Origin of the sequence: Ruegeria sp. A3M17, assembly GCF_003318255.1 — a bacterium.
In the GTDB taxonomy this organism is placed as follows: domain Bacteria; phylum Pseudomonadota; class Alphaproteobacteria; order Rhodobacterales; family Rhodobacteraceae; genus Ruegeria.
On record NZ_QOCF01000007.1, the window covers coordinates 39,886 to 61,582 of the forward strand.

Here is a 21,697-nt window from a genome sequence, read left to right on the forward strand (position 1 = left end):
CCCGGGGTAAAGACCTAGCTGTACAAGTCCTTCGCACGGGTCTCAAAGGCCTGAACGATCCGATGCATGGCCTCGTTGAAGACCACACCGATGATCCCTTGCAGAATGGCGTTCTTGAATTCGAAATCCACGTGGAAAGTGATGTTGCATCCGCCATCATCGGCGTCGGCAAACTGCCAGTCGGATTTCATGTATTTGAATGGCCCGTCCAGATATTCGGTGTCGATTCTCTTCTGATCGGCAAACAAAGTCACTCGGCTGCCGAACCGTTCGCGGAACACTTTGAACGAAATTACCAGGTCCGCTTCCATGACCTGCGCCTCACCCGCCGCATAGGTCCGACGAATGCGGGCGGCAGCGCACCAGGGCAGAAACTCAGGGTACTTGGCCACATCGGCGACCAGCTCGTACATCTGCTGCGCAGTGTAAGGAAGGTGGCGTGTTTCCGAATGAGTAGGCATGGCGTCCGGTTTTTCAGGTGACAATGGCGCGTCATGTCGTATGTTGCGCGCCAAAGATCAAGGGGGCACCGATGAGCGACCGCGCATATGTGATAGATACGATGATCTCGGCCAAGGCGATTGCAGCCCGAATCGAGGAATTATGCCGCGAAATCACGGCGGAATTCGGAGATACCGACAAGCTGATCGTGGTCGGCCTGCTGCGCGGCAGCTTCGTCTTCATCGCGGATCTGGTACGCGAACTGGACCTGCCGATCGAGGTCGATTTCCTCGAAGTTTCCTCGTATGGAGACGCGATGGAAAGCAGCCGGGAAGTACGCATTCTCAAGGACTTGCGCGGCGCAATTGAAGGGCGCGATGTTTTGGCCGTCGAAGATATCGTCGACACCGGCCACACGCTGAACCACGTTACAAAACTGTTGCGCAGCCGGAAGCCAAGCCGACTTAAGTCCATTGCCTTGCTGGACAAACCCAGCCGGCGCGAGGTCGATTTCCGATCCGATTGGATCGGCTTTGAAATTCCGGACGAATTTGTTGTGGGTTACGGGATCGACTACGCGCAGCGCAATCGCAACTTGCCATTTATCGGCAAAGTTCGATTTGTCGAAGACTGAACCGGGCTACCTCTGATCAAGCTTGGAAATCACCTAAAACCTGCCGGATAGCCGACAGGAAAACCACGGTTCCAACAGGTATCAACGCGTCTGGGAAATCATAATCGGGGTTATGCAATTGCGGGTGACCCTGCCCCGCGCCCAGCCAGAACATCGCCGTCTTTGCGCCTTTGCCGAATTGCCCGAAATCTTCTGAGAATTTTTGCGGCGTCTCCGTTGAATGGCATGGCACTCCACGCTCAGTGCAGGCCGTTGCGATGATGCTCACCGCGTCGCTGTGATTGACGCAGGCCTCGAAGACATCGTCATAGGTGATCTCAACCCCCAGACTGTCGGCGGATGCGGCGCGGCGCGCCAGCGCTTCGGCCTCGGTCATCAGCGTTTGCATCCGGGCGTCTGAAACGGTGCGCAAGGTCACCCAGATCTCGGCCTGTCCCGGAGCGACGCCGAAAGTCGGCTCTCCCAAACGGGCATGCGTCACAGTTGTCAGCGCAAAATCTGCATCCAACGCGCCGCCCGCGCCCAAACCTGCCAGTTGCAACATCAATTCAGACATTGCCCGGGCCGGGGAAACCCCATCCTGAGGCGCAGCCGCATGGGATGTCTTGCCGGTCAGGATGATCTTCATCCCGCGCGAGGCGCAATTGGCCGAACCCTGACACAACTCAACTGCACCAAGTTCCAACCCCGGCAGGTTGTGCAGAGAGAACACATAGTCCGGCGCGATTTGCCCGAATTGGGGGTCCGCGCGAAAGGCGATGGCGCCCTGCCCGGTTTCCTCAGCCGGTTGAAAGATCAAAACCACCCGACCCTTTATAGGTCGCTGGCGCGCCAGGTCTTCGGCAACGCCAAGCACCATAGTCATGTGGCCATCGTGGCCACACAGATGTCCTTTGCCCGGAACCTTCGACACGTAGGGGTGCGTGCCAAGTTCTTGAATCGGCAGCCCGTCCAACTCGCACCGGATACCTACGGTCGGCCCAGCCTGCCCACTGTCAAAAACCGCGGCAACGCCATGCCCCCCCAATCCGGTAAGCACATGGTCTGCACCGAATCCCTGCAAAAGCTCTGTCATGCGGGCAGCGGTCTCACGCTCGTGCCCGGATAGTTCGGGATATTGATGCAGGTCGTGGCGCAGGCGTGTCAGCCGCGCGTGCGCTTCGGGTGTCACCCCTGTTCCAGCTTTTTCTGGCGTGCTTCACGCAACCGGGCAAAGTCATCGCCCGCGTGATAGGACGACCGGGTCAGAGGTGTCGCGGACACCATCAGGAAACCTTTGCCATAAGCTGCCTTTTCATAGGATGCGAATTCTTCCGGCGTCACGAACCGATCCACACCATGGTGTTTGGGCGTGGGCTGCAGATACTGGCCGATGGTCAGAAAGTCGATATCGGCGGCGCGCATGTCATCCATGACCTGCCGAACTTCTTGCTCATTCTCACCCAAGCCGACCATGATTCCCGATTTGGTGAAAATAGACGGGTCCAGCTCTTTGACGCGCTGCAACAGCCGCAACGAGTGGAAATAGCGCGCACCTGGACGCACTTCGAGGTACAGGCCGGGTACGGTTTCCAGATTGTGGTTGAACACGTCCGGCTTGGCCTCGACCACAGCCTCAAGAACAGATGGGGCGCATTTCAGGAAATCGGGTGTCAGGATTTCAATCGTCGTCTTCGGCGACCGATGCCGCACCGCGCGTATCGTCTGCGCGAAATGATCGGCACCGCCGTCCTTCAGATCATCGCGGTCAACGGATGTGATCACGACGTGGTTCAAACCCAGCTTTTCAACCGCATGCGCCACGCGTCCTGGTTCAAACGCATCCAACGAGTCGGGACGTCCCGTTGCAATGTTACAGAAGGTACAGCCGCGCGTGCAGATCTCGCCCATGATCATCATGGTGGCGTGGCCCTGGCTCCAGCATTCGCCTACATTTGGGCATCCGGCCTCTTCACACACTGTGACCAGATTATTCTCGCGCATGATCTTGTGCGTCTCGGCATAACCCTTACCGCCGGGTGCCTTGACGCGTATCCACTTGGGCTTTTTAGGCTGCGCATTATCTGGACGATGCGCTTTTTCGGGATGACGTTGTTCTGGGATCTTCAGATCACGCACGGCTGACTTTCCTGACTTTGGGTCAATTTGCTTTGCCTTAACATAATACGCCCGCGCAGACTATGCCACCCGGGTATACCCGCCATGCATAGTGGGTTTGCACTCGCAGAATACGGCCCTGTACTTCAAACATCCAAGGCAGATTAATTTTCATTTACCGCTACTTAAAGATATATCGCAATTGCAGCATTTCTGGCGTTGAAGGCGGTTTAGAACTGTTTTAAGTCACCACTAATTCTAATGTGAATCACAGGAGCCCGTAGATGAAAACCGGCGCAAAACTGCCTTCCGTTACCTTCCACACCCGCGTCCGCGACGAAGCAATCGAAGGATCCAACCCGTTCCGTTGGGAAGACAAGACAACCGCGGATTACTTCGCAGGCAAGCGCGTCATCCTGTTTTCCCTACCCGGTGCGTTCACACCCACATGCTCGACCTACCAACTGCCTGGTTTCGAAAACGGCTATGCCGATTTCACTGCCAAGGGCATCGATGAAATTTACTGCATGTCCGTGAATGACAGCTTTGTCATGAACAAATGGGCACAGGATCAGGGCCTGAAAAACGTCAAAGTCATCCCTGACGGTTCGGGCGAGTTTACCCGCAAAATGGGCATGCTGGTCGACAAGGAAAACCTGGGCTTTGGCATGCGTTCGTGGCGCTACGCTGCCATCGTAACCGATGGTGTAGTCGAAGCTTGGTTCGAAGAGCCCGGCCTGATGGACAACTGCCCCGAAGACCCCTATGGTGTTTCGTCCCCGGAAACCCTGATGAACCACCTAGAAGTAGCCAAAGAACCGGCACTGGCATAAGAATTGTCATGCTGACGTATCAAAGGCTCGCCTCTGGCGGGCCTTTTTTAATGGCGGGTCGCGGTTACGATATCTTCGCCAACACGCCGGATGACATCCGCTAGGCTGTCGAACCAGTCTTCATGTCCCGTCGAAAGACGCCGGACCAACCCCACCTTCCGCGCAGGCTGCGGTGCCCCGAACCGCATGAGCTTGAGCCCTGGAACTGCTTCGGTTTCCGAGCGCGCCGCGAGTTCAGGCATGAGTGTCAGACCAAACCCTTCGGCAACCAGTCGCGACAGAGTCGCCAGAGAGGACGCCCCCATATTGATCAAACCGCTGCTTCTGTCCTGACCACAGACCTCAAGCGCTTGATCCGTCAGGCAATGCCCGTCATCCAGCAACATCAGCTGCGCGGTCTGTAAATCCACTGGGCGCAAAGCATCCGGGTCCGAGTGTACTGTCCCAAGCCGCCCTGCGCTTCCGGCAAGCAGAAAGCGATCCTCGAAAAGCGGCAATTCGAACAATTCGCTGCCACCGGCCGGCAAGGCCATCACACCGGCATCGATTTCCCCGGCCCGCAGCATGGCCAGCAAGCGCTCGGTCCGTGCCTCGCGGATCTGCACCCGCAAGGAGACGTCGGCTGTGCGCAGCCCGGCAAGCACACCAGGCAAAAGATAAGGCGCAATCGTTGGGATGATTCCAATCGCCAAAGACCGATGCCCAACGGAATGATCCTTTGCGAACTGGTCCAGCCTGTCTGCCGCGCCAAGCACCTGACGGGCGTAGTCCAGCACGTCGCGACCCAACGGCGTCAGCAGTATGTCGCGGGCCTGACGTTCGAACAGCGGCCCGCCCAAGGTCTCTTCTAACGCTTTGATTTGAACCGACAGCGCGGGTTGTGAGACATGGCAGACCTGCGCCGCACGACCAAAATTGCGCTGATCTGCCACCGCATTGAAATACTGAAGCTGTCTGAGGGTAAAATTCATAGGCAATTCCTATCACTACCCCCTGAAACCTCAACTGTGAATTATGGAACTTCTACCCAATCAGGCGAGTTTTCTCTGCCTGATCTTCGTAATGGCGCTTTAGACGCTGCAGGGCGATACGCAACACGATCTTCCCGGAACGCGCCGACCAGCCCATACGTTTTTCGGCCAATTCCAGCCCCTCAAGATAACAGCAGCACCGCAGTGCCACGTCGCTTAGCCCGGGTCCCAGATCCGACAGGGCACGTTCAACCCGAGCGCGCGCGTCTGAAGACCCCTGCCCTGCATACGTTCCATTGGCGAAACTTCCCCGCCCCCCGGCAGTTAGAAAGTGATCCCAGTTTTGGGCAACCTGCGGACCGATCTGCGACAGTTCAAAGTCTTCGCGCAGCCGTTCGCCAGCGCCGACCAGAGTTTCGTCGAGAAAGGGCTTTCCGTCCTTGTCCCGCCTGCGCGCCAACGCGATCAGCGGACTTTCGGCGGCGCTGTACCGAATACGTCTGGCACCGTGCGGCGACCTGTCTTGTCTTTTTTCGCCATGCGGTTGAAACGGCGATTGCGCCTCGGCCATGCCGAACTCGTTTCTGGCGCGCGCTTTGTTCTCGGCCTCGGCGATCAGTTGGCTTAAGGCCGACCGCCCGGAAGAAGAGATACGATACCGAGAAATACGTCCGGGATTATCGCAGGATATCCAATCATTCAGAGCCAGCGCTTGGGCAATCGTGCAATCGACGACTGCGGTTCTTGCGGTCCCGCTGTCACCGGTATCACGGACGACCACAGCCTTGTCCATCTCTTCCGCCACGGCCAGAACCGCGCCGGTTTCGCAAAGGCGGCGCAGTATTCGAAGAGCTTCGCGGTTGAACTCATCATCCTTGGTCGCCGCATCGTTGGCTTGCCCCCCCAAAGGCTCGTTCAGGGACCCTGCACGCCCCTGTTGATCCGTGAAATGGACCTCTGCCAGCGCTTGCAGCGCAGCATCCACTAATGGATCGTCGCGGCGCATTTCAATACGTCGGATCTGTCTGAGTATGGTTGACGCATGGCACCCCACGGATCGCGCGATGTCGCGGATCGATTGACCGGTTTCGGTATGCGCCAGGTATCTCTGCGCCCCTTCAGGCACCCACGCCGGAATGGTGAAAGCCATGTTTTCTTGCATAGTTACGTGCCCTCGTCGACAAAACAATCGGTTCTCAATCGCCCCCGGTGAATGTGTTAACCAATCCTAACTAGAGCCGCTTTCGTTACTCGTTCGTTAACCAGGAGAGACAACAACCAGATTTGATTCAAAATCATAAACACTCATGAAGTCAGAGTTCGGAGGGAACCCACACAAGGCAACACTCGCTAAGGTTGTGTGAAAAATGGCTATCTTCTGTTCAACCAAGGGATCACCGAAATGCAGGACCTGATGACCATGATTACAACGCTCCGCCGCCCACGCCTGTTGGCTCGGGCCGCAAAAATTGGGGCGCAGGAGTATGATCGGGACCGGCATCTTCAGCGTGTTCTGGGATACGGATCACTGCCCGGCACAGGGTCTGCGCTGGTTCGTCTGTTGGAACTGGAACGAGAGGTTAACGCCCAAAGGCTGGCCGAAGACGCCGCCTATTCGCTGGTCCGCCATCTGGACCTTCTGATCGCGCTTTTGGGCGAGGCGCAACTGTTCAAAGCCAGTCGCGCCGCGCAATATCAATGATCAGGTGAAGGCATCCGGCATGGATGCTTTCTTTTCCGCCACGTATGCGTTCAATGCTTCGTTGACGGCGGGATCGAGTTGCGGTTGTTGGTAGTTGGCCAGCAGATGCTCGACCCGCGACGTGGCCAATTGGCGGGTGTCGCGCCCGCCTTCGTCTTCCCAGGTTTCGAAGGGTTTGTAATCCAGAACATCGGACTTCCAGAACGCTTCCTTGAAATTCTCCTGCGTATGGGCGCAGCCCAGGTAGTGGCCGCCGGGGCCAACCTCGCGGATCGCATCCATCGCCTGCGCATTCTCATCATAGGCCACGCCTTTGGCCAGGCCGTGTAGAACACCCAATTGGTCGGCATCCATGACAAACTTTTCGAAATCGGCCACCAGACCGCCTTCAAGCCAGCCACAGGAATGCAGCATGAAGTTCACGCCTGCCATCAGCCCCATGTTCAGCGAGTTTGCGGTTTCGTAGGCCGCCTGTGCATCAGGCAGTTTCGAGCCGCAGAACGACCCGGCCGAGCGGAACGGCAGGTTCAAACGTCGCGCCAACTGGCCCGCACCGTAGGTAACCATCGATGCCTCGGGCGTACCAAATGTCGGCGCGCCAGAGTTCATATCGATCGATGATACAAAGGCACCAAAGATTGCAGGTGCTCCAGGGCGGATGATCTGACTATACGCCACGCCAGCCAGAACTTCGGCCAGAACCTGCGTCAGCGTCCCTGCAATCGAAACCGGCGCCATCGCGCCACCCACGATAAAGGGCGAGATGATACAGGCCTGATTGTTCTTCGCATAAACTTCCAGCGCGCCCATCATCACGTCGTCGAAGGTCATCGGCGAGTTGATGTTGGTCAGCGAGGTCATCACTGTGTTTTCCTGAACGAATTCTTTGCCGAACAGAATCTCGCACATTTCAACCGAATCCTGCGCGCGGCTTGGATCGGTGACCGAGCCCATGAACGGCTTGTCCGACAAGGTCATGTGCGCCATCAGCATGTCCAGGTGACGCTTGTTCACCGGAATATCTGTCGGCTCGCACACGGTCCCGCCCGAATGGTGCAACCACTTGGACATATAGGCCAGTTTCACGAACTTGTTGAAATCTTCCATGCTCGCATAGCGACGGCCACCTTGCGCGTCCCGCACAAAGGGCGGGCCGTACACCGGGGCCAAAACCAGGTTGCGGCCACCGATGACAACCGATTTCTCGGGATTGCGGGCATGCTGCGTGAATTCGCTGGGCGCGGTTTTGATCAGCTGACGTGCCAGACCACGCGGAATGCGGACGCGTTCACCATCGACATCGGCGCCAACATCCTTCCAGCGCTGCAACGCCGCTGGGTTGTCGACAAAGTTCACGCCGACTTCGGCCAGAATGGTTTCCGCATTGGTTTCGATGATTTCCAACGCTTCTTCGTTGAGAACCTCGAAGTTCGGAATATTCCGTTCGATGTATTTCGCCGTTTCGATGCGAACCGCGGTACGTTCGGCCCGGCGGGCGGCGCCACCGCCACCTCTTGCCCGACGCCGGGTGTTTGCCTCTGCCATGAGAAGATCCCGTCTATTGATTGATTTGATCAGTTTGTTACAGCAAGCATTTGGGGCAAAGCATCTAATTTACGGCGCTATAGGGGGAAAAGCGACATCCGCAGGAACCAAAACCGTCAGGCACTTGCTATGGTCACTCAAGTTCCTTCTCCATTAGGATGGTCTTTCCGCTCACCTCTTTCTCGTACCACCCCAAGTAGAGGTACATGGAGACTGTCGCTTGCATTAATTTATGCGTTCGCAACCTGAGCTTAGTGATGCCCGTTCCCTTTGCTTCTTGTTCAGCTATTTCGATCAACCGCCTCGCCAACCCTGCCCCTTGTGCCTTTGGCGATACGGCGAGGTTAGAGATCATCATCGCAAATTCGACCCGGTCAAAAACAATAAACCCGACGATGTCTTCATCCTTCGTGGCAACCCAGGCCTGATGCGCGGCGATGTCGTCGCCAACACCGTCCGTGACATCGGGCAGATCAGGAATATCGCGCAATGCCTCCGCATAGGCCGCCGCAATGCAGGTTGTGACGGCTTCGGTATCAGCAGCACTTGCGCGGCGTAGTTTGATCTCGGGCATCTCGCGCTCTTTCTGTATTATCCTGAGGCACAATTGCACAAATGACGTCATAGCGCTTGCACATGCAAGGCTTGCGACCTAATAGCCAACCATGACCCAAGACACCCATGACCGCCTTCTGATCATCGACTTCGGCAGCCAGGTTACGCAGCTTATTGCGCGCCGCCTGCGCGAGCTGAATGTCTATTGCGAAATCCACCCCTATCAAAAAGTCACGATGGACTTCGTGCGGGAAATGGCCCCCAAGGCCGTGATTTTCTCGGGCGGTCCTGACAGTGTGACGCGTGAGGGTTCGCCCCGTGTCCCGCAAGAGATCTTTGATTACGGCGTTCCAATCCTTGGTATCTGCTACGGCCAGCAGGTGATGATGCACCAGTTGGGCGGCAAGGTCGAAAGCGGCCATGGCACGGCCGAGTTTGGGCGTGCTTTTGTTACCCCGCAGGCAAAGCTGGACATTTTGGAAGGCTGGTTTACGGACGGTGACGAACAGGTTTGGATGAGCCACGGCGACCATGTCAGCGAAATCGCGCCCGGCTTCACCGTTTACGGCACCTCACCCAACGCGCCTTATGCGATCACTGCGGACAGCAACCGTCACTTCTATGCGGTTCAGTTCCACCCCGAGGTGCACCACACCCCCAAGGGTGCAAAGCTGTATGAGAATTTCGTCAAACTTGCAGGGTTCAAGGGCGATTGGACCATGGGTGCCTATCGCGAACAGATGATCGAAAAGATCCGCGAGCAGGTCGGCGACAAACAAGTCATCTGCGGTCTGTCCGGTGGTGTCGACAGCTCAGTCGCGGCGATCCTGATCCACGAGGCAATCGGCGATCAGCTGACCTGTGTATTCGTGGACCATGGCTTGCTGCGCAAGAACGAAGCCGAAGAAGTCGTCGGCATGTTCCGCGACAATTACAACATCCAGCTGATCCACGCGAACGAAAGCGATCTGTTCCTTGGTGAACTCGAAGGTCAAAGCGACCCCGAAACCAAACGCAAGATCATTGGCAAGCTGTTCATCGACGTGTTCCAGAAACACGCTGACACCATCGATGGTGCAGAGTTTCTGGCGCAAGGCACGCTGTATCCGGACGTGATTGAATCGGTGTCCTTCTCGGGCGGCCCCTCGGTCACGATCAAGTCGCACCACAATGTTGGCGGCCTGCCCGAAAAGATGGGCCTGAAACTGGTCGAGCCGCTGCGCGAGCTGTTCAAGGACGAAGTCCGCGCGCTGGGTCGTGAGTTGGGCCTGCCCCAGAGCTTTATTGGCCGCCACCCCTTCCCCGGTCCCGGTCTGGCGATTCGCTGCCCCGGTGAGATCACCCGTGAAAAGCTGGATATCCTGCGCGAAGCGGATGCGGTCTATATCGACCAGATTCGCAAGCACGGTTTGTACGATGACATTTGGCAAGCCTTTGTGGCCATCCTGCCCGTGCGTACTGTTGGCGTCATGGGCGACGGTCGCACCTACGACTACGCTTGTGCCCTGCGCGCGGTGACATCCGTGGATGGCATGACCGCAGACTATTACCCTTTCAGCCATGAGTTTTTGGGCGAAACGGCCACACGGATCATCAACGAGGTCAAAGGCATCAACAGATGCACCTATGACATCACATCAAAACCACCCGGAACCATCGAGTGGGAATAATGCGAAAGCCGGGCTCTGTCCCGGCTTTTTTGTTTTTCACGCCGTGAAAAAATCGATAGCAATCAAATTGGTACAACCAAAATCTACAGGCGCCCGGATGGAAACCGCCAGACCACAGATCGGCAAGGCAGCGCTCTGGATGACCGGGGCGATTGCCTCTTTCTCATCCATGGCAATCGCGGGCCGCGAACTGAGCGTGACCCACGACACGTTCGAGATCATGTTCTACCGCAGCCTCGTCGGCATCTGCGTGGTCGCCCTGATCTTTACCCTGACGCGAAAGTGGCACCAGGTTTCGACTGAACGGATCGGCTTGCACGGCATCCGGAACGTATTGCATTTCACCGGGCAAAACCTTTGGTTTTATGCGGTCAGCGTCATTCCGTTGGCGCAGGTTTTTGCGCTGGAGTTTACGCAGCCCATATGGGTCATCCTGCTGTCTCCGCTTTTGTTGAAAGAGCGCCTGACGACCGTGCGCATGATGTCGGCGCTGATCGGCTTTGCTGGAATTCTACTGGTCGCCCGGCCGGGCACCGTGCCTCTCAGTGCAGGTGTGATGACCGCTGCTATGTCCGCTGTTTTCTTCGCCTTAACAACGATATCGACAAAGTCGCTCACTCGTTTTGCCAGCATCGGATGCATCATGTTCTGGCTGACAGTAATGCAAGCCGTACTGGGGCTGATCGCATCGGGTATCGACGGACAAATCACCCTGCCCTCGGCAAGCACAGCTCCGTTTTTGTTGCTGGTGGGACTGGCCGGGCTGCTGGCGCATTACTGCATCACAAATGCGCTGGCGATTGCCCCGGCAACCGTTGTGGTGCCGTTTGACTTTGCACGCCTGCCCACAATCGCGGTCATAGGTATGGTTCTGTATCACGAACCGCTGGATCACTGGACCCTATTAGGCGCTGCGGTAATTTTCGTAGGTATTTTCCTGAACGTTCACGCAGAGAATCGTAACAGTTTGGCAACACCTCTACGCGACACTCAACACAAGTAACGCACGGTCACCAGTTGACGATAAGGTAAAGCTCAAGAAAATATCGAGCACCACAATGCAGGTCAGTCCGCACCACATATCAACAGGCGCTGACCTTCAGGAGACCTAGAGGGAGGAACTAATGAAAAAAGCGCTTCTACAGGCGTGCGCGGTGTGCATTGGCGCGACCGGGGCTTACGCCGGCGGACTTGATCGCAGCGGCCAGGGCGTCAACATTCTGTTTGAGGAAGGTTCTGTCGTTCAGTTCCGTTTGGGTTATGCAAACCCCGACGTGAGCGGCGAACAGAACGGTGTTGATTCCGGAAACATCGCCAAAAGCTTCTGGACACCACACCTGGCGTACAAGCATTCGTTTACCGATCGGTTGGACTTTGCGCTCATCTACGACGAGCCGTACGGTGCCGATGTTGAGTATCCGTCGAACTATCCGCTCTCGCAAAACCCCACAGCCGCAGCGGGCGGTCGCACCGACGTTCTGCGCGCAAAGGCAGATGTTGACGCGATCACTGCCCTGGTGCGTTACAAATTTGACGGCGGCTTCAGCGCTATCGGCGGCATTCGCGCCCAGCGGGCCAAGGCAACCGTCGCTGTTCCGGCTGTTGCCGGATATGAGTTTGAGTCCGGGTCCGAGATCGACTTCGGCTACGTCGTCGGTGTTGCTTGGGAACGTCCTGACATCGCCGCTCGCGTTGCTTTGACCTACAACTCGAAAATCACGCACGATTTCGACTCGACGGAATCCATCAATCGCGTCCCCCCCATCCCCGCGGCGCTTGTGACCGCACAGACCGAAACCGAGGTTGTGACGCCTCAATCGGTGAATCTGGACTTCCAGACCGGTGTGGCACCAAAAACGCTGCTGTTCGGCTCGATCCGCTGGGTTGACTGGCCGCAGACAGTTCTGGCACCGCCGGTTTATACTGCCGCTGCACAACAGAACCTGGTTGACTACGCGGACGACACCTTCACCTACACACTGGGTCTTGGCTACAAGTTCACCGAAGAGTTTTCTGGCGCGATCTCTGCGGGCTATGAAACGTCCTCAGGTTCTGCTGTTTCGAACCTCGGCCCCACCGACGGTTTCTGGAGCCTTGGCGTAGGTGGTACATACTCCTTCGAGCAGGCTCAGATTTCTGGCGGCATCCGCTATACCGACATCGGCGATGCGACCACCACCACAGGTGGCGAATTCTCGGGCAATTCAGCATGGAGCGTTGGTCTGCAGCTCACTTACACGCTGAACTGATCCCGCCTAGCAAACCAACTACAAAAACTCCGCCACTTTTGGCGGGGTTTTTCTTTGCGCAAGTTTCGGGTCGAACATCGCCTTGGGGAATGCGAGAACGGGCTATGGAACCTCAAAAACACCTGTCTCCGAGAGCTTGGGCCGAACTTTTACTTCTGGGCGTGATCTGGGGCGCATCCTTTATCTCGATCCGCGTCGCATTGGACACGATCCCCGTCATGACCTCGGTTCTGCACCGCGTTTTCTGGGCGATGCTGGCGTTGTGGATCGTTGTCTGGGTCAAAAAGCTGAGCGTTCCGACCAGCCCGCGTATCTGGGGCGCATTCCTGATGATGGGGTTGTTGAACAATGCCATCCCCTTCTCGCTTATGGCTTGGGGGCAGCTTTACATCGAAACTGGCCTGACCTCGATCCTGAATGCCGCAACCGCCGTCTTCGGCGTCCTGATCGCCGCTATGTTTTTCAAGGACGAGAGGTTGACCCTTGCTCGCGGCGTGGGCGTCGGTCTGGGATTTCTGGGTGTAGCAATTGCAATTGGCCTTAAGAATTTCGCAACTTTCAACCTTCAAAGCGTTGCCCAACTGGCAATTGTCGCCGGAACAGTTTCTTACGCGTTGGCCGGCGCGTGGGCCAGAATCAAGTTGTCAGGCTTGTCTCCGATAGTTGCCGCTGCCGGCATGCTGACCGGCTCAACCATTCTGATTTTGCCAGTTTCCCTCGTGGCCGACGGGCTTCCCACGCTGAACCTGCCGGCGATCACGTGGGCGGCCATTGCCTATTACGCTCTGATTGCAACAGCCGGAGCGTACTTGCTGTATTACCGCGTTCTGGCCATGGCCGGTGCCGGAAACCTGATGTTGGTAACGCTTGTCATACCGCCTGTCGCCATCGTTTTGGGCACTCTGGTTCGCGACGAAACCTTGCCGCCGCAGGCCTTTTTGGGCTTTGCCGTGCTGGCGATCGGGTTATTGATTCTGAACTGGTCCCGCTCACGTGATTGACGCCGCCCCCTGCCCGTTTTAGCTAGGTCAGAAAAAGGGACAGCGGATAATGATCTACAGCTCGGCAAAGGACTGGCGCGAAGCGGCCCGGAAAAAAGTGCTGTTCTTCGGCATGTCTGGGCTGGGCAAGACCTATGTGTCGAACGTGCTGCGCGATTCCGGGGACTGGTTCCACTACTCGATCGATTACCGCATCGGCACCCGGTACATGGGCGAATACATCATCGACAACGCCAAAGCCGAGGCGATGAAGGTGCCCTTCCTGCGCGACCTGCTTTTGTCGGATTCGATCTATATCGGCTCGAATATCTCGTTCGAAAACCTGACACCGGTTGCGACCTATCTGGGCAAGCCGGGTAACCCGGCACATGGCGGGCTTGAGCTAACGGAATATCGTCGTCGGCAAGAACAATTCCGCTTGGCTGAGATCCACGCCTTGCTGGACACCGAGTATTTCATCGACCGCGCCAAGCGTTTGTATCAATACCCGAACTTCATCTGCGATACTGGCGGGTCAATCTCCGAATGGGTCGATCCCGAAGACCCGGCAGATCACGTCCTGTCCGAGCTGTCCCGCCGAACCCTGATGATCTGGATCAAGGGCGATGAGGATCACACTGCAGAACTGATCCGCCGTTTCGATAAGGCCCCCAAGCCGATGTCCTATCAGGCAGAATTTCTGACCCGGGTCTGGGACGAATACCTCACCGAACATGGTTACGCACCCGAGAACGTCGACCCGGACGCCTTTATCCGCTGGACCTATGCCCGCGCACTGGCGCACCGCCAACCGCGCTATCAGGCCATGGCGGACAATTGGGGTGTCACAATCACCGCTGATGACATGCACAAGGTCCGCGATGCGGGTGATTTCGATGAGTTGATCGAACGCACCCTTGAGACCCGGACAAACCGGGCTTAACTACCGCCTCTACACAGTAACTCCAAAGGCTTGCACCTGATGCCGATCAAGATCCCTTCCGACCTGCCCGCTTACGACGTTCTCACCAAAGAGGGCGTCATGGTCATGGCCACGGATCAGGCGATGCGTCAGGACATCCGCCCCTTGCGGATCGGGTTGCTGAATCTGATGCCCAAAAAGATTCAGACCGAAAACCAGTTCGCGCGCCTGATCGGAGCGACTCCGCTACAGATCGACCTGTCGCTGATCCGCATGACCGAACATCGCACCAGGAACACCGCCGCCGATCATATGGCCGAGTTCTATCAACCGTTCCAAGAGGTAAAGGATCAGAAATTCGACGGCCTGATCATCACGGGCGCGCCGATCGAACATCTGGAGTTCGATGACGTCACCTATTGGGACGAGATGACCGAAGTATTCGAATGGACGCAGACGAACGTCCATTCCACCTTTGGCGTCTGCTGGGGTGGGATGGCGATGATCAACCACTTCCACGGCATCGACAAACAAGCGCTCGATGCCAAGGCGTTTGGATGCTATCGGCACCAAAATCTGGCTCCTTCTTCCCCGTTTTTACGCGGTTTTTCCGATGATTGCGTGATCCCTGTCAGCCGCTGGACCACAATGAACCAATCTGAGATTAACAGCGCGCCCGGCCTGACGACATTGTTGGGCAGCGATGAGGTCGGCCCCTGTCTGGTCGAGGACCCCTCGCATCGTGCGATCTATATCTTCAATCATTTCGAATATGACAGCGATACGTTGAAGCAGGAATATGATCGCGATGTCTCGAACGGGACACCGATCAATGTGCCGATGAACTACTATCCAGACGACGATCCATCACAACCGCCGCAAAACAGATGGCGCAGCCATGCGCATCTTCTGTACGGCAATTGGATCAACCAGATTTACCAGTCCACACCGTTCAACATGAAAGACGTTGGTCATTAAAGTTCTGATATTCCTTGGCCTCGCCCTATCGGGTCTGATCCTGCTGACCGTCTGGCGCGCAGCACAGAACGAAGCTGCGGCTGAGGCTCGGTTCCCCCCTGAGGGTGAAATAGTCATGGTCGACGGAATCGCCGTTCATGCGGTTGTCATGGGCGAAGGCCCCGATGTGGTTCTGATCCACGGGTCCAGTGGTAACACCCGTGACATGACCTTTGCCCTTGCACCGATCTTGGCCAAGAACTTCCGTGTGATAGTGTTCGACCGACCTGGTCTGGGCTATAGCGACAGCTTCAACCCGAACGGTGAAACCATTGAGGAACAAGCGTTAATCCTGCAAAAAGCCGCTGCCCAATTGGGGGCGGAAAAACCTATTGTTGCAGGTCAAAGCTATGGCGGGTCCGTATCGCTGGCTTGGGCGGTCACCCGGCCCGACAACATTTCCGCCCTTGTTTTGATCGCACCGGCTGCGATCCCGTGGGAGACGCCGCTGGACGGTTTCAACAAACTGGCGTCGACAGAAGCGGGCAATACGCTGGCCCTGCCCCTGATCACCGCATTCGTTCCCGAATGGTATGTGGAACAGGCGTTGGACAAGGTCTTTGCCCCGCAGACAGCACCCGAAGGATATTCACAGCATTTCGGCCCCGGCCTGACAATGCGGCGCGCCTCGATGCATGCCAATGCCAAGCAGCGGGCCAATCTGTTGGAAGAAGTCCGCGCCCTGCAACCCCGCTATGGCGAAATTTCCGTACCGACAGAGGTCGTTCACGGAACGGCTGACACCACTGTCAAATTTGCATGGCATGCAGAACAACTGGTCGACCAAATCCCTGACGCGGAACTGATCGAGCTTCCGGGTATCGGTCACATGCCGCAGGTTGTGGCTGCCCCCGAGGTTGCCTCAGCGATCGACCGCGCCGCCGAACGAGCGGGTTTGCGTTAAACTGCCAGCTAATCCATAGTAGGATATGGATTTTATGGCGAGGTAGCTAATGGCCCGTTCGGACAAAGGTTCCATTGAAAAGTATTTCCGCAAGGACGCCCCAAAAGAGGTGCGATCAGCCATTGAAAACGCCAAGAAAGACGACATCCTGAACACGACCTACCCTTACGAAGAAAGAATGAAGCGTAAGGATTACGAGAAAGAAATGGATCTGCTGCAGATCGAGCTGGTCAAAATGCAATCCTGGGTCAGGGAAACGGACAATCGCGTTGCGATTATTTTCGAAGGTCGCGATGCCGCCGGAAAAGGCGGTACAATCAAGCGCTTTCGCGAGAACCTAAATCCGCGCGGTGCCCGCAACGTGGCGCTCAGCAAACCCTCTGATACCGAACGCAGCCAATGGTATTTCCAGCGCTACGTTCAGCACCTGCCTGCGGCAGGCGAAATCGTGTTCTTTGACCGCAGCTGGTACAATCGCGGCGTCGTCGAAAACGTATTTGGCTTTTGCGAAACCGAAGAACGCGAACGTTTTTTCAGGCAAGTTCTGCCGCTTGAATCCGGACTGGTGAATGACGGGATCAAACTGTTCAAATTCTGGCTTAACGTCGGGCGCGCGGAACAACTGAACCGCTTTCTGGCACGTGAGACAGATCCGCTAAAGCAATGGAAACTCAGCCCAATCGACATTGCGGGTCTTAGCAAGTGGGACGAGTACACGCAATCGATCTCGGAAACTCTGACCCGCAGTCACTCAGACCTTTGTCCATGGACCATCATTCGCTCGGACGACAAAAAACGCGCTCGAATTGCAGCCATCCGAACTGTATTGCACGCGCTGGACTATGATGAAAAAGACAAGAAGGCTATTGGCAAGATTGATCCACTGATTTGCGGCGGACCCGAGGTGTTGGACGCGTGATGACATTTTCGCGCTCTATTGCTGGCAAGGGTTGGACGAACCAGCAGGGGTGGATTATGTCTTGGTTCCGCAGAATTTAAACAAAAAGGCTCGTGACAGAGGCATGGCGAAACGCGGGTATCACCACGGAAATCTCAAGCAAGCCTTGATCGAGGCCGCCCTGTCGCTGATCGAAGAAAAGGGACCGACCGGCTTTACCCTGTCCGAGGCCGCAAAGACCGCCGGGGTGACGCCAGCAGCCGTGTATCGGCACTTTCAGGGGCGCGAGGATCTTATCGCCGAGGCCGCCCGTCAGGGCTTCGAAATGTTTGCCGACCTGATGCAATACGCCTATGACACGGGCCAACCCTCTGCCTTGGCAGCGTTTGAGGCAACCGGTCGGGCCTATCTGGCTTTTGCCCGCAAACACCCCGGCCATTACATCGCCATGTTCGAAAGCGGGATATCCGTAAACCGAACGCCTGAATTGGCGCTGGCCGCGAACCGGGCCAAGAGCGTGTTGGAAAAAGCAGCCGCAGATCTTTCGCAACACATTCCGCCAGAAAAACGCCCACCCGCTTCGATGTTCAGTGCCCATATCTGGGCGATGAGCCATGGGGTCGTGGAACTTTATGCGCGCAACACGGGCGCAAGCTCTCCCTTTCCACCAGAGGACCTGCTGGAAAGCGGTATCGGTATCTATTTGCGGGGTTTAGGCCTGGTGCCGCAGGACGACTGAGATCCGCGCTAGAACCTGGACCTTGGCGCCGGAACACTAAGGCCCGAGGTGACGTTAATCAGATCCATCCGACCCATGCCCTTGATATCCACCGGCCCAATATCCGAGACCTGAAATTCGTCAATCAGCGCGTACTTCATCTCTTCTGGGGCAACAATATTCATTGGGTTTGCAAAGACTTGCAGGCGTGAAGCAATGTTCACAGCAGGACCAAACACGTCGTAGACGTATTTCTGAATACCCACGACCGAGCCTACTGCCGGCCCCATTCCCAGACCGATCCGGGCCTGCCATTTATGCGGATGGCTTTCGTTGCGCCGTTCGAGGTAACGCAGGAACCGGACCGCGCAATGGGCCACGGCCGTCGCATGATCCGGTGTTGCGTCCGGCATTCCCGAGACCGCCAGATAAGCGTCCCCGATCGTTTTGATCCGTTCGCAGCCATATTGTTCGACGATCCTGTCGAAGGCCGTGAAAACGTCATTCAACTCGCTGAGCGTCACAGTCGGGTCGGTCTTTGCCGCAAAATCCGTAAAGCCCACAAAATCCAGCATCACGACCGAGACCTGATCGTAGAGCTGCGGGGTAACGACACCAAAGGTCTTGAACTCTTCATACACAGCGCGGGGCATAACGTTCAAAAGCAACCGTTCGACCCGCTCTTTCTCGCGTTCCAATTCTCGCGTATTGCGTTCGACCATGGTCGAATAACTGTCGATCATGCTCTCAAGCTCGCGAATGCGGGTGATGTTCTGAAATTCGACCACCAGCACCTGTTCGGACAGGCCATTGGCCAAGGACACCGCGACTGCGAATATCAGCGTCCGGCGCTTGGGTTTGACCTGCAGCTCGGCCGAATAGCGCAGGCCGGATTGTTTAACGTCTTCAAGCTCTTTTGGATCAAGGTCGGGGAAGTAATCCAACAGGGTCTGACCTTCGGCCGGTGCCCCAAACCATTCGGTAAATGGACCGTTGTGAAACACGAAACCCAAATCCGAAGCCCGTACTACAGCGACGCCAACACCGATCGCGCGCAGCAGCTGTTCATTTATGGCCAGAATACTCATGCGGCGTCGCGTGCCACGATGATGGCCCGTTTTGACTCGATGGCATCAAGGGCAATTTTTATATGCGCGTCTTCCATTCCATGCATCGACAGGGCCTCTCTGAAAAGCGCAGCCATCTCGTCAAAATCGGCGTGAGAGATGTTCAGGTGACGATGAACCGCCTCGATCCTGTCATCGCTAAAGGATGCAGGTCCACCAACCAGGGACGAAACGAACTTGGTCTGATGATCAATCAAACGGGGCATATCAATGTCTTCGAAGTGGCCGCCGATCTGATCGGACTCTAAGGCCATTTCGTAAAACGTCATCACGATCCGCGAGATCGTTTTGAAGCCACCGTATCTCTCGTAAATTGTCTGCCCCACGACACATAACCCAAACGTTATTCACCACTAACGTCACGAGGTTATATCATATTGACAGTGTTGTTAACGCTTATGACGCGGATGCACTGCGGGACAACCATTTAGGTGGCGTTGGTGAGACTTGAATTCACACGCTCAGATCGTCGGAGCAGGGTATGAACCCGACGTATCCCCCCTGTTCCAGCAATCGCGTCTGGCCTCCCATGCGCCAATACAGCTTGCGCCGCGCCGCGATCAATTCTCGCCGAAGGCGGACCCAAAGCGGCCCCTTATCCAGCCCGCTGTTGGTTTTCTGGTCTTGGGATCGTTCGCTGACCTTCACCTCTTCGACCGTGTGATCTTGCTGTTTCGACCAGATCATCTGCACCCCAACAGCCGGAAAACACTGATACATCCGCCAATCCGGCCGTGGGATCGAAACGAAATCGTCCAGGTGATCCGAATACTTCTCGGACCAATTCAGCAGTTTCTGGCAGGCCCGCTGAGAAAGCACATAGGCGGCCGCACTCGGGGCCATTTCCAGCATGGGCCGGACCCTGACGCCTGCGATATGCGTCTCTGGCCCAAAACGAAGGGATTTGGGGGAATAGTCCAGCTTGACCATGTCAAAGGCATCCGGGACCTCCAGAAAGGCCGCGATTATCGATCCTGCCTGAACAGACATTTCGACGTCATCTTCGAAGACGGCCACCGCATTCAGGTTTTGATCCACCGCAGTCTGCCAAACCGCGCGATGGCTTTCAAAACAGGCGATTTCGCTTTGCGTCAAACCCCAGCGACTGCCCGATCCGGGAACGTAGCCGTTGACATCCAGCACACCGGGTACCTGTGCATCTGTCGCACTAAAGCACGTGGCACCAACCAAACCTGCATGATCGAACTGCGTTTCCATGAAAGCGCGACGCCCTGGAACGCGATCCAGATTGATAAAAAAGGCACCCGTCTCTGGCGGCAGTTCGTGACGTCCCACGGTGTTTCCTTTCAAGCGGTTACGCCAGATACACACCGGTGAGGCGGACAATCAAGTCTGCGCTTGAGCAATATGTATCCGGTTTCGCCTATCCTGATTTAGAAGTCCCGATTAAGCTGCGCTGGGAAAACAATAAACAGGATTCTTGCAATGACGTCTCATGGATATTCCGGCGGTCGCCTGAACCTGCCGTTTGTGGGCATATCGACCTTTGGCAAAGCTCCGTACGTCGAGGATTGGGATCAAATCGATGCTGACGTCGCCGTCATGGGTGCGCCTTTTGATTTCGGAACTCAGTGGCGATCCGGCGCTCGGTTTGGACCGCGTGCGGTGCGCGACGCGTCAACGCTGTTCAGCTTCGGCCATGCCGGCGCATATGACCACGAGGATGACGCCACCTATCTGGATGGCTCGGTCCGGATGGTCGATATCGGCGACGCGGATATCATCCACACCAAGACCGACGAAAGCCACGCCAACATCCAGTTCGGTGTGGAAAAGATGCTGAACGCAGGCGCCCTGCCCGTCACCATCGGCGGCGATCACTCGGTCAATATTCCCTGCATCAACGCTTTCGAAAACTATTGCGAGAAAAACGGGCCTATCCACGTCGTGCAGATTGATGCGCATCTGGATTTCGTTGACGAACGGCATGGCGTGACCGCCGGGCACGGCAACCCCATGCGGCGCGCAATTGAAAAGCCATACGTTTCGGGCATGACGCAACTGGGCATCCGGAACGTGTCTTCAACCGCCAAAGAAGGATACGAGGACGCCCGCGCCCGTGGGTCGGACATTTTGTCCGTTCGGCAGGTGCGCAAGCTCGGTACAGACGGCGTGTTGGCGCGCATCCCGGAAGGCGCCCGGTATTATGTCACGATTGATATCGACGCATTCTGCCCGTCCATCGCCTCTGGCACTGGAACGCCCAGCCACGGCGGGTTCCTGTACTATGATGTCCTGGAGATAATTCAGGGGCTTGCGAAACGCGGAGACGTAGTCGGAATTGACCTTGTCGAAGTGGCTCCGAATTACGACCCGACCGAAAGCACACAGATTTTGGCGGCGCAGGTTCTGCTGAACTTCATCGGGTTCATTTTTCACGAGCGGGGCAAGAAGGGCTGACTGCCCTTCCTGC

Annotated in this window: 23 protein-coding genes; 13 read left to right on the forward strand and 10 right to left on the reverse strand. The window is 56.5% G+C overall.

What is annotated here, in order from left to right; all coding sequences use genetic code 11:
* Positions 1–14: 14 nt before the first annotated feature.
* The gene (locus DS906_RS03710) at positions 15–461 is read right to left on the reverse strand and encodes a type II toxin-antitoxin system RatA family toxin (RefSeq protein WP_058271887.1); all 447 of its coding nucleotides are present in this window, start codon (positions 459–461) and stop codon (positions 15–17) included.
* 71 nt (positions 462–532) lie between these two features.
* Between DS906_RS03710 and hpt the strand changes: the two genes are divergently transcribed.
* The gene (gene hpt, locus DS906_RS03715; RefSeq protein WP_058271886.1) at positions 533–1,075 is read left to right on the forward strand and encodes a hypoxanthine phosphoribosyltransferase; all 543 of its coding nucleotides are present in this window, start codon (positions 533–535) and stop codon (positions 1,073–1,075) included.
* 16 nt (positions 1,076–1,091) lie between these two features.
* Here the strand turns inward: hpt and DS906_RS03720 are convergent, their stop codons facing one another.
* The gene (locus tag DS906_RS03720; protein WP_113788895.1) at positions 1,092–2,246 is read right to left on the reverse strand and encodes an amidohydrolase; all 1,155 of its coding nucleotides are present in this window, start codon (positions 2,244–2,246) and stop codon (positions 1,092–1,094) included.
* Entirely contained in the window at positions 2,243–3,193 is a 951-nt protein-coding gene (gene lipA / locus DS906_RS03725; protein WP_113788896.1) for a lipoyl synthase, read from the reverse strand. Before lipA ends, DS906_RS03720 begins: the two co-directional genes overlap by 4 nt.
* A gap of 263 nt (positions 3,194–3,456) precedes the next feature.
* Between lipA and DS906_RS03730 the strand changes: the two genes are divergently transcribed.
* Positions 3,457–4,005 carry a peroxiredoxin gene (locus DS906_RS03730; protein WP_113788897.1) on the forward strand — a complete coding sequence of 183 codons (549 nt, stop codon included), beginning with the start codon at positions 3,457–3,459 and terminating at the stop codon, positions 4,003–4,005.
* A gap of 47 nt (positions 4,006–4,052) precedes the next feature.
* Here DS906_RS03730 and DS906_RS03735 read toward each other — a convergent pair whose 3' ends face one another.
* Positions 4,053–4,976: a hydrogen peroxide-inducible genes activator gene (locus DS906_RS03735; protein ID WP_113788898.1), complete on the reverse strand. Its 924-nt coding sequence runs from the start codon at positions 4,974–4,976 to the stop codon at positions 4,053–4,055.
* A 52-nt stretch (positions 4,977–5,028) separates the two neighbouring features.
* Entirely contained in the window at positions 5,029–6,138 is a 1,110-nt protein-coding gene (locus tag DS906_RS03740) for a DUF6456 domain-containing protein (protein WP_113788899.1), read from the reverse strand.
* 240 nt (positions 6,139–6,378) lie between these two features.
* On the opposite strand from DS906_RS03740, the gene DS906_RS03745 reads away from it, so the two are divergent.
* On the forward strand, positions 6,379–6,678 hold the full coding sequence (locus tag DS906_RS03745) for a DUF6477 family protein (RefSeq protein ID WP_108859085.1): 300 nt from the start codon (positions 6,379–6,381) through the stop codon (positions 6,676–6,678).
* Here DS906_RS03745 and DS906_RS03750 read toward each other — a convergent pair whose 3' ends face one another.
* On the reverse strand, positions 6,679–8,223 hold the full coding sequence (locus DS906_RS03750; protein ID WP_113788900.1) for a trimethylamine methyltransferase family protein: 1,545 nt from the start codon (positions 8,221–8,223) through the stop codon (positions 6,679–6,681).
* Between the two features lie 133 nt (positions 8,224–8,356).
* Positions 8,357–8,797, reverse strand: a complete 441-nt coding sequence (locus tag DS906_RS03755) for a GNAT family N-acetyltransferase (RefSeq protein ID WP_113789089.1) — start codon at positions 8,795–8,797, stop codon at positions 8,357–8,359.
* Between the two features lie 91 nt (positions 8,798–8,888).
* Between DS906_RS03755 and guaA the strand changes: the two genes are divergently transcribed.
* The 9 genes from guaA (at position 8,889) to DS906_RS03800 (ending at position 18,157) form a co-directional block, all read left to right on the forward strand.
* Positions 8,889–10,448 (forward strand): glutamine-hydrolyzing GMP synthase, encoded by a 1,560-nt coding sequence (gene guaA, locus DS906_RS03760; RefSeq protein ID WP_113788901.1) that lies wholly within the window; start codon positions 8,889–8,891, stop codon positions 10,446–10,448.
* A gap of 97 nt (positions 10,449–10,545) precedes the next feature.
* Positions 10,546–11,451 carry a DMT family transporter gene (locus DS906_RS03765; protein ID WP_113788902.1) on the forward strand — a complete coding sequence of 302 codons (906 nt, stop codon included), beginning with the start codon at positions 10,546–10,548 and terminating at the stop codon, positions 11,449–11,451.
* Between the two features lie 121 nt (positions 11,452–11,572).
* Positions 11,573–12,697, forward strand: coding sequence for an OmpP1/FadL family transporter (locus DS906_RS03770; RefSeq protein WP_113788903.1), 1,125 nt, complete (start codon positions 11,573–11,575; stop codon positions 12,695–12,697).
* Between the two features lie 104 nt (positions 12,698–12,801).
* Positions 12,802–13,698, forward strand: a complete 897-nt coding sequence (locus DS906_RS03775; RefSeq protein ID WP_113788904.1) for a DMT family transporter — start codon at positions 12,802–12,804, stop codon at positions 13,696–13,698.
* Between the two features lie 49 nt (positions 13,699–13,747).
* Entirely contained in the window at positions 13,748–14,620 is an 873-nt protein-coding gene (locus DS906_RS03780; RefSeq protein ID WP_113788905.1) for an ATPase, read from the forward strand.
* 39 nt (positions 14,621–14,659) lie between these two features.
* On the forward strand, positions 14,660–15,577 hold the full coding sequence (gene metA / locus DS906_RS03785; RefSeq protein WP_113788906.1) for a homoserine O-succinyltransferase: 918 nt from the start codon (positions 14,660–14,662) through the stop codon (positions 15,575–15,577).
* Positions 15,567–16,520, forward strand: a complete 954-nt coding sequence (locus DS906_RS03790) for an alpha/beta fold hydrolase (protein WP_113788907.1) — start codon at positions 15,567–15,569, stop codon at positions 16,518–16,520. Before metA ends, DS906_RS03790 begins: the two co-directional genes overlap by 11 nt.
* Before the next feature lie 49 nt (positions 16,521–16,569).
* The gene (ppk2, locus tag DS906_RS03795) at positions 16,570–17,439 is read left to right on the forward strand and encodes a polyphosphate kinase 2 (protein WP_113788908.1); all 870 of its coding nucleotides are present in this window, start codon (positions 16,570–16,572) and stop codon (positions 17,437–17,439) included.
* A 103-nt stretch (positions 17,440–17,542) separates the two neighbouring features.
* A complete protein-coding gene (locus DS906_RS03800; protein ID WP_058271885.1) occupies positions 17,543–18,157 on the forward strand; it encodes a TetR/AcrR family transcriptional regulator in 615 nt (204 codons plus the stop codon).
* Positions 18,158–18,165: 8 nt separating this feature from the next.
* Here the strand turns inward: DS906_RS03800 and DS906_RS03805 are convergent, their stop codons facing one another.
* From DS906_RS03805 to DS906_RS03815, 3 genes are all read right to left on the reverse strand, one after another.
* A complete protein-coding gene (locus DS906_RS03805; RefSeq protein WP_113788909.1) occupies positions 18,166–19,224 on the reverse strand; it encodes an adenylate/guanylate cyclase domain-containing protein in 1,059 nt (352 codons plus the stop codon).
* Positions 19,221–19,589 (reverse strand): group 1 truncated hemoglobin, encoded by a 369-nt coding sequence (locus DS906_RS03810; RefSeq protein WP_199528462.1) that lies wholly within the window; start codon positions 19,587–19,589, stop codon positions 19,221–19,223. The genes DS906_RS03805 and DS906_RS03810 overlap by 4 nt, the downstream gene beginning before the upstream one ends.
* A gap of 127 nt (positions 19,590–19,716) precedes the next feature.
* Positions 19,717–20,559, reverse strand: coding sequence for a glycosyltransferase family 25 protein (locus DS906_RS03815; protein ID WP_158541279.1), 843 nt, complete (start codon positions 20,557–20,559; stop codon positions 19,717–19,719).
* Between the two features lie 150 nt (positions 20,560–20,709).
* Here DS906_RS03815 and DS906_RS03820 point away from each other — a divergent pair, with 150 nt between their 5' ends.
* The gene (locus DS906_RS03820; RefSeq protein ID WP_113788912.1) at positions 20,710–21,684 is read left to right on the forward strand and encodes an agmatinase; all 975 of its coding nucleotides are present in this window, start codon (positions 20,710–20,712) and stop codon (positions 21,682–21,684) included.
* Positions 21,685–21,697: the final 13 nt, after the last annotated feature.

Bases quoted from the DNA above. Each gene is read 5' to 3' on its own strand.
- metA (WP_113788906.1), top strand. From the start codon at position 14,660: ATGCCGATCAAGATCCCTTCCGACCTGCCCGCTTACGACGTTCTCACC.
- DS906_RS03775 (WP_113788904.1), top strand. From the start codon at position 12,802: ATGGAACCTCAAAAACACCTGTCTCCGAGAGCTTGGGCCGAACTTTTA.
- DS906_RS03755 (WP_113789089.1), bottom strand. From the start codon at position 8,797: ATGCCCGAGATCAAACTACGCCGCGCAAGTGCTGCTGATACCGAAGCC.
- guaA (WP_113788901.1), top strand. From the start codon at position 8,889: ATGACCCAAGACACCCATGACCGCCTTCTGATCATCGACTTCGGCAGC.
- DS906_RS03730 (WP_113788897.1), top strand. From the start codon at position 3,457: ATGAAAACCGGCGCAAAACTGCCTTCCGTTACCTTCCACACCCGCGTC.
- DS906_RS03745 (WP_108859085.1), top strand. From the start codon at position 6,379: ATGCAGGACCTGATGACCATGATTACAACGCTCCGCCGCCCACGCCTG.
- DS906_RS03750 (WP_113788900.1), bottom strand. From the start codon at position 8,223: ATGGCAGAGGCAAACACCCGGCGTCGGGCAAGAGGTGGCGGTGGCGCC.
- hpt (WP_058271886.1), top strand. From the start codon at position 533: ATGAGCGACCGCGCATATGTGATAGATACGATGATCTCGGCCAAGGCG.
- DS906_RS03710 (WP_058271887.1), bottom strand. From the start codon at position 461: ATGCCTACTCATTCGGAAACACGCCACCTTCCTTACACTGCGCAGCAG.
- DS906_RS03800 (WP_058271885.1), top strand. From the start codon at position 17,543: ATGGCGAAACGCGGGTATCACCACGGAAATCTCAAGCAAGCCTTGATC.
- DS906_RS03735 (WP_113788898.1), bottom strand. From the start codon at position 4,976: ATGAATTTTACCCTCAGACAGCTTCAGTATTTCAATGCGGTGGCAGAT.
- DS906_RS03765 (WP_113788902.1), top strand. From the start codon at position 10,546: ATGGAAACCGCCAGACCACAGATCGGCAAGGCAGCGCTCTGGATGACC.
- DS906_RS03820 (WP_113788912.1), top strand. From the start codon at position 20,710: ATGACGTCTCATGGATATTCCGGCGGTCGCCTGAACCTGCCGTTTGTG.
- ppk2 (WP_113788908.1), top strand. From the start codon at position 16,570: ATGGCCCGTTCGGACAAAGGTTCCATTGAAAAGTATTTCCGCAAGGAC.
- DS906_RS03805 (WP_113788909.1), bottom strand. From the start codon at position 19,224: ATGAGTATTCTGGCCATAAATGAACAGCTGCTGCGCGCGATCGGTGTT.
- DS906_RS03740 (WP_113788899.1), bottom strand. From the start codon at position 6,138: ATGCAAGAAAACATGGCTTTCACCATTCCGGCGTGGGTGCCTGAAGGG.
- DS906_RS03780 (WP_113788905.1), top strand. From the start codon at position 13,748: ATGATCTACAGCTCGGCAAAGGACTGGCGCGAAGCGGCCCGGAAAAAA.
- DS906_RS03770 (WP_113788903.1), top strand. From the start codon at position 11,573: ATGAAAAAAGCGCTTCTACAGGCGTGCGCGGTGTGCATTGGCGCGACC.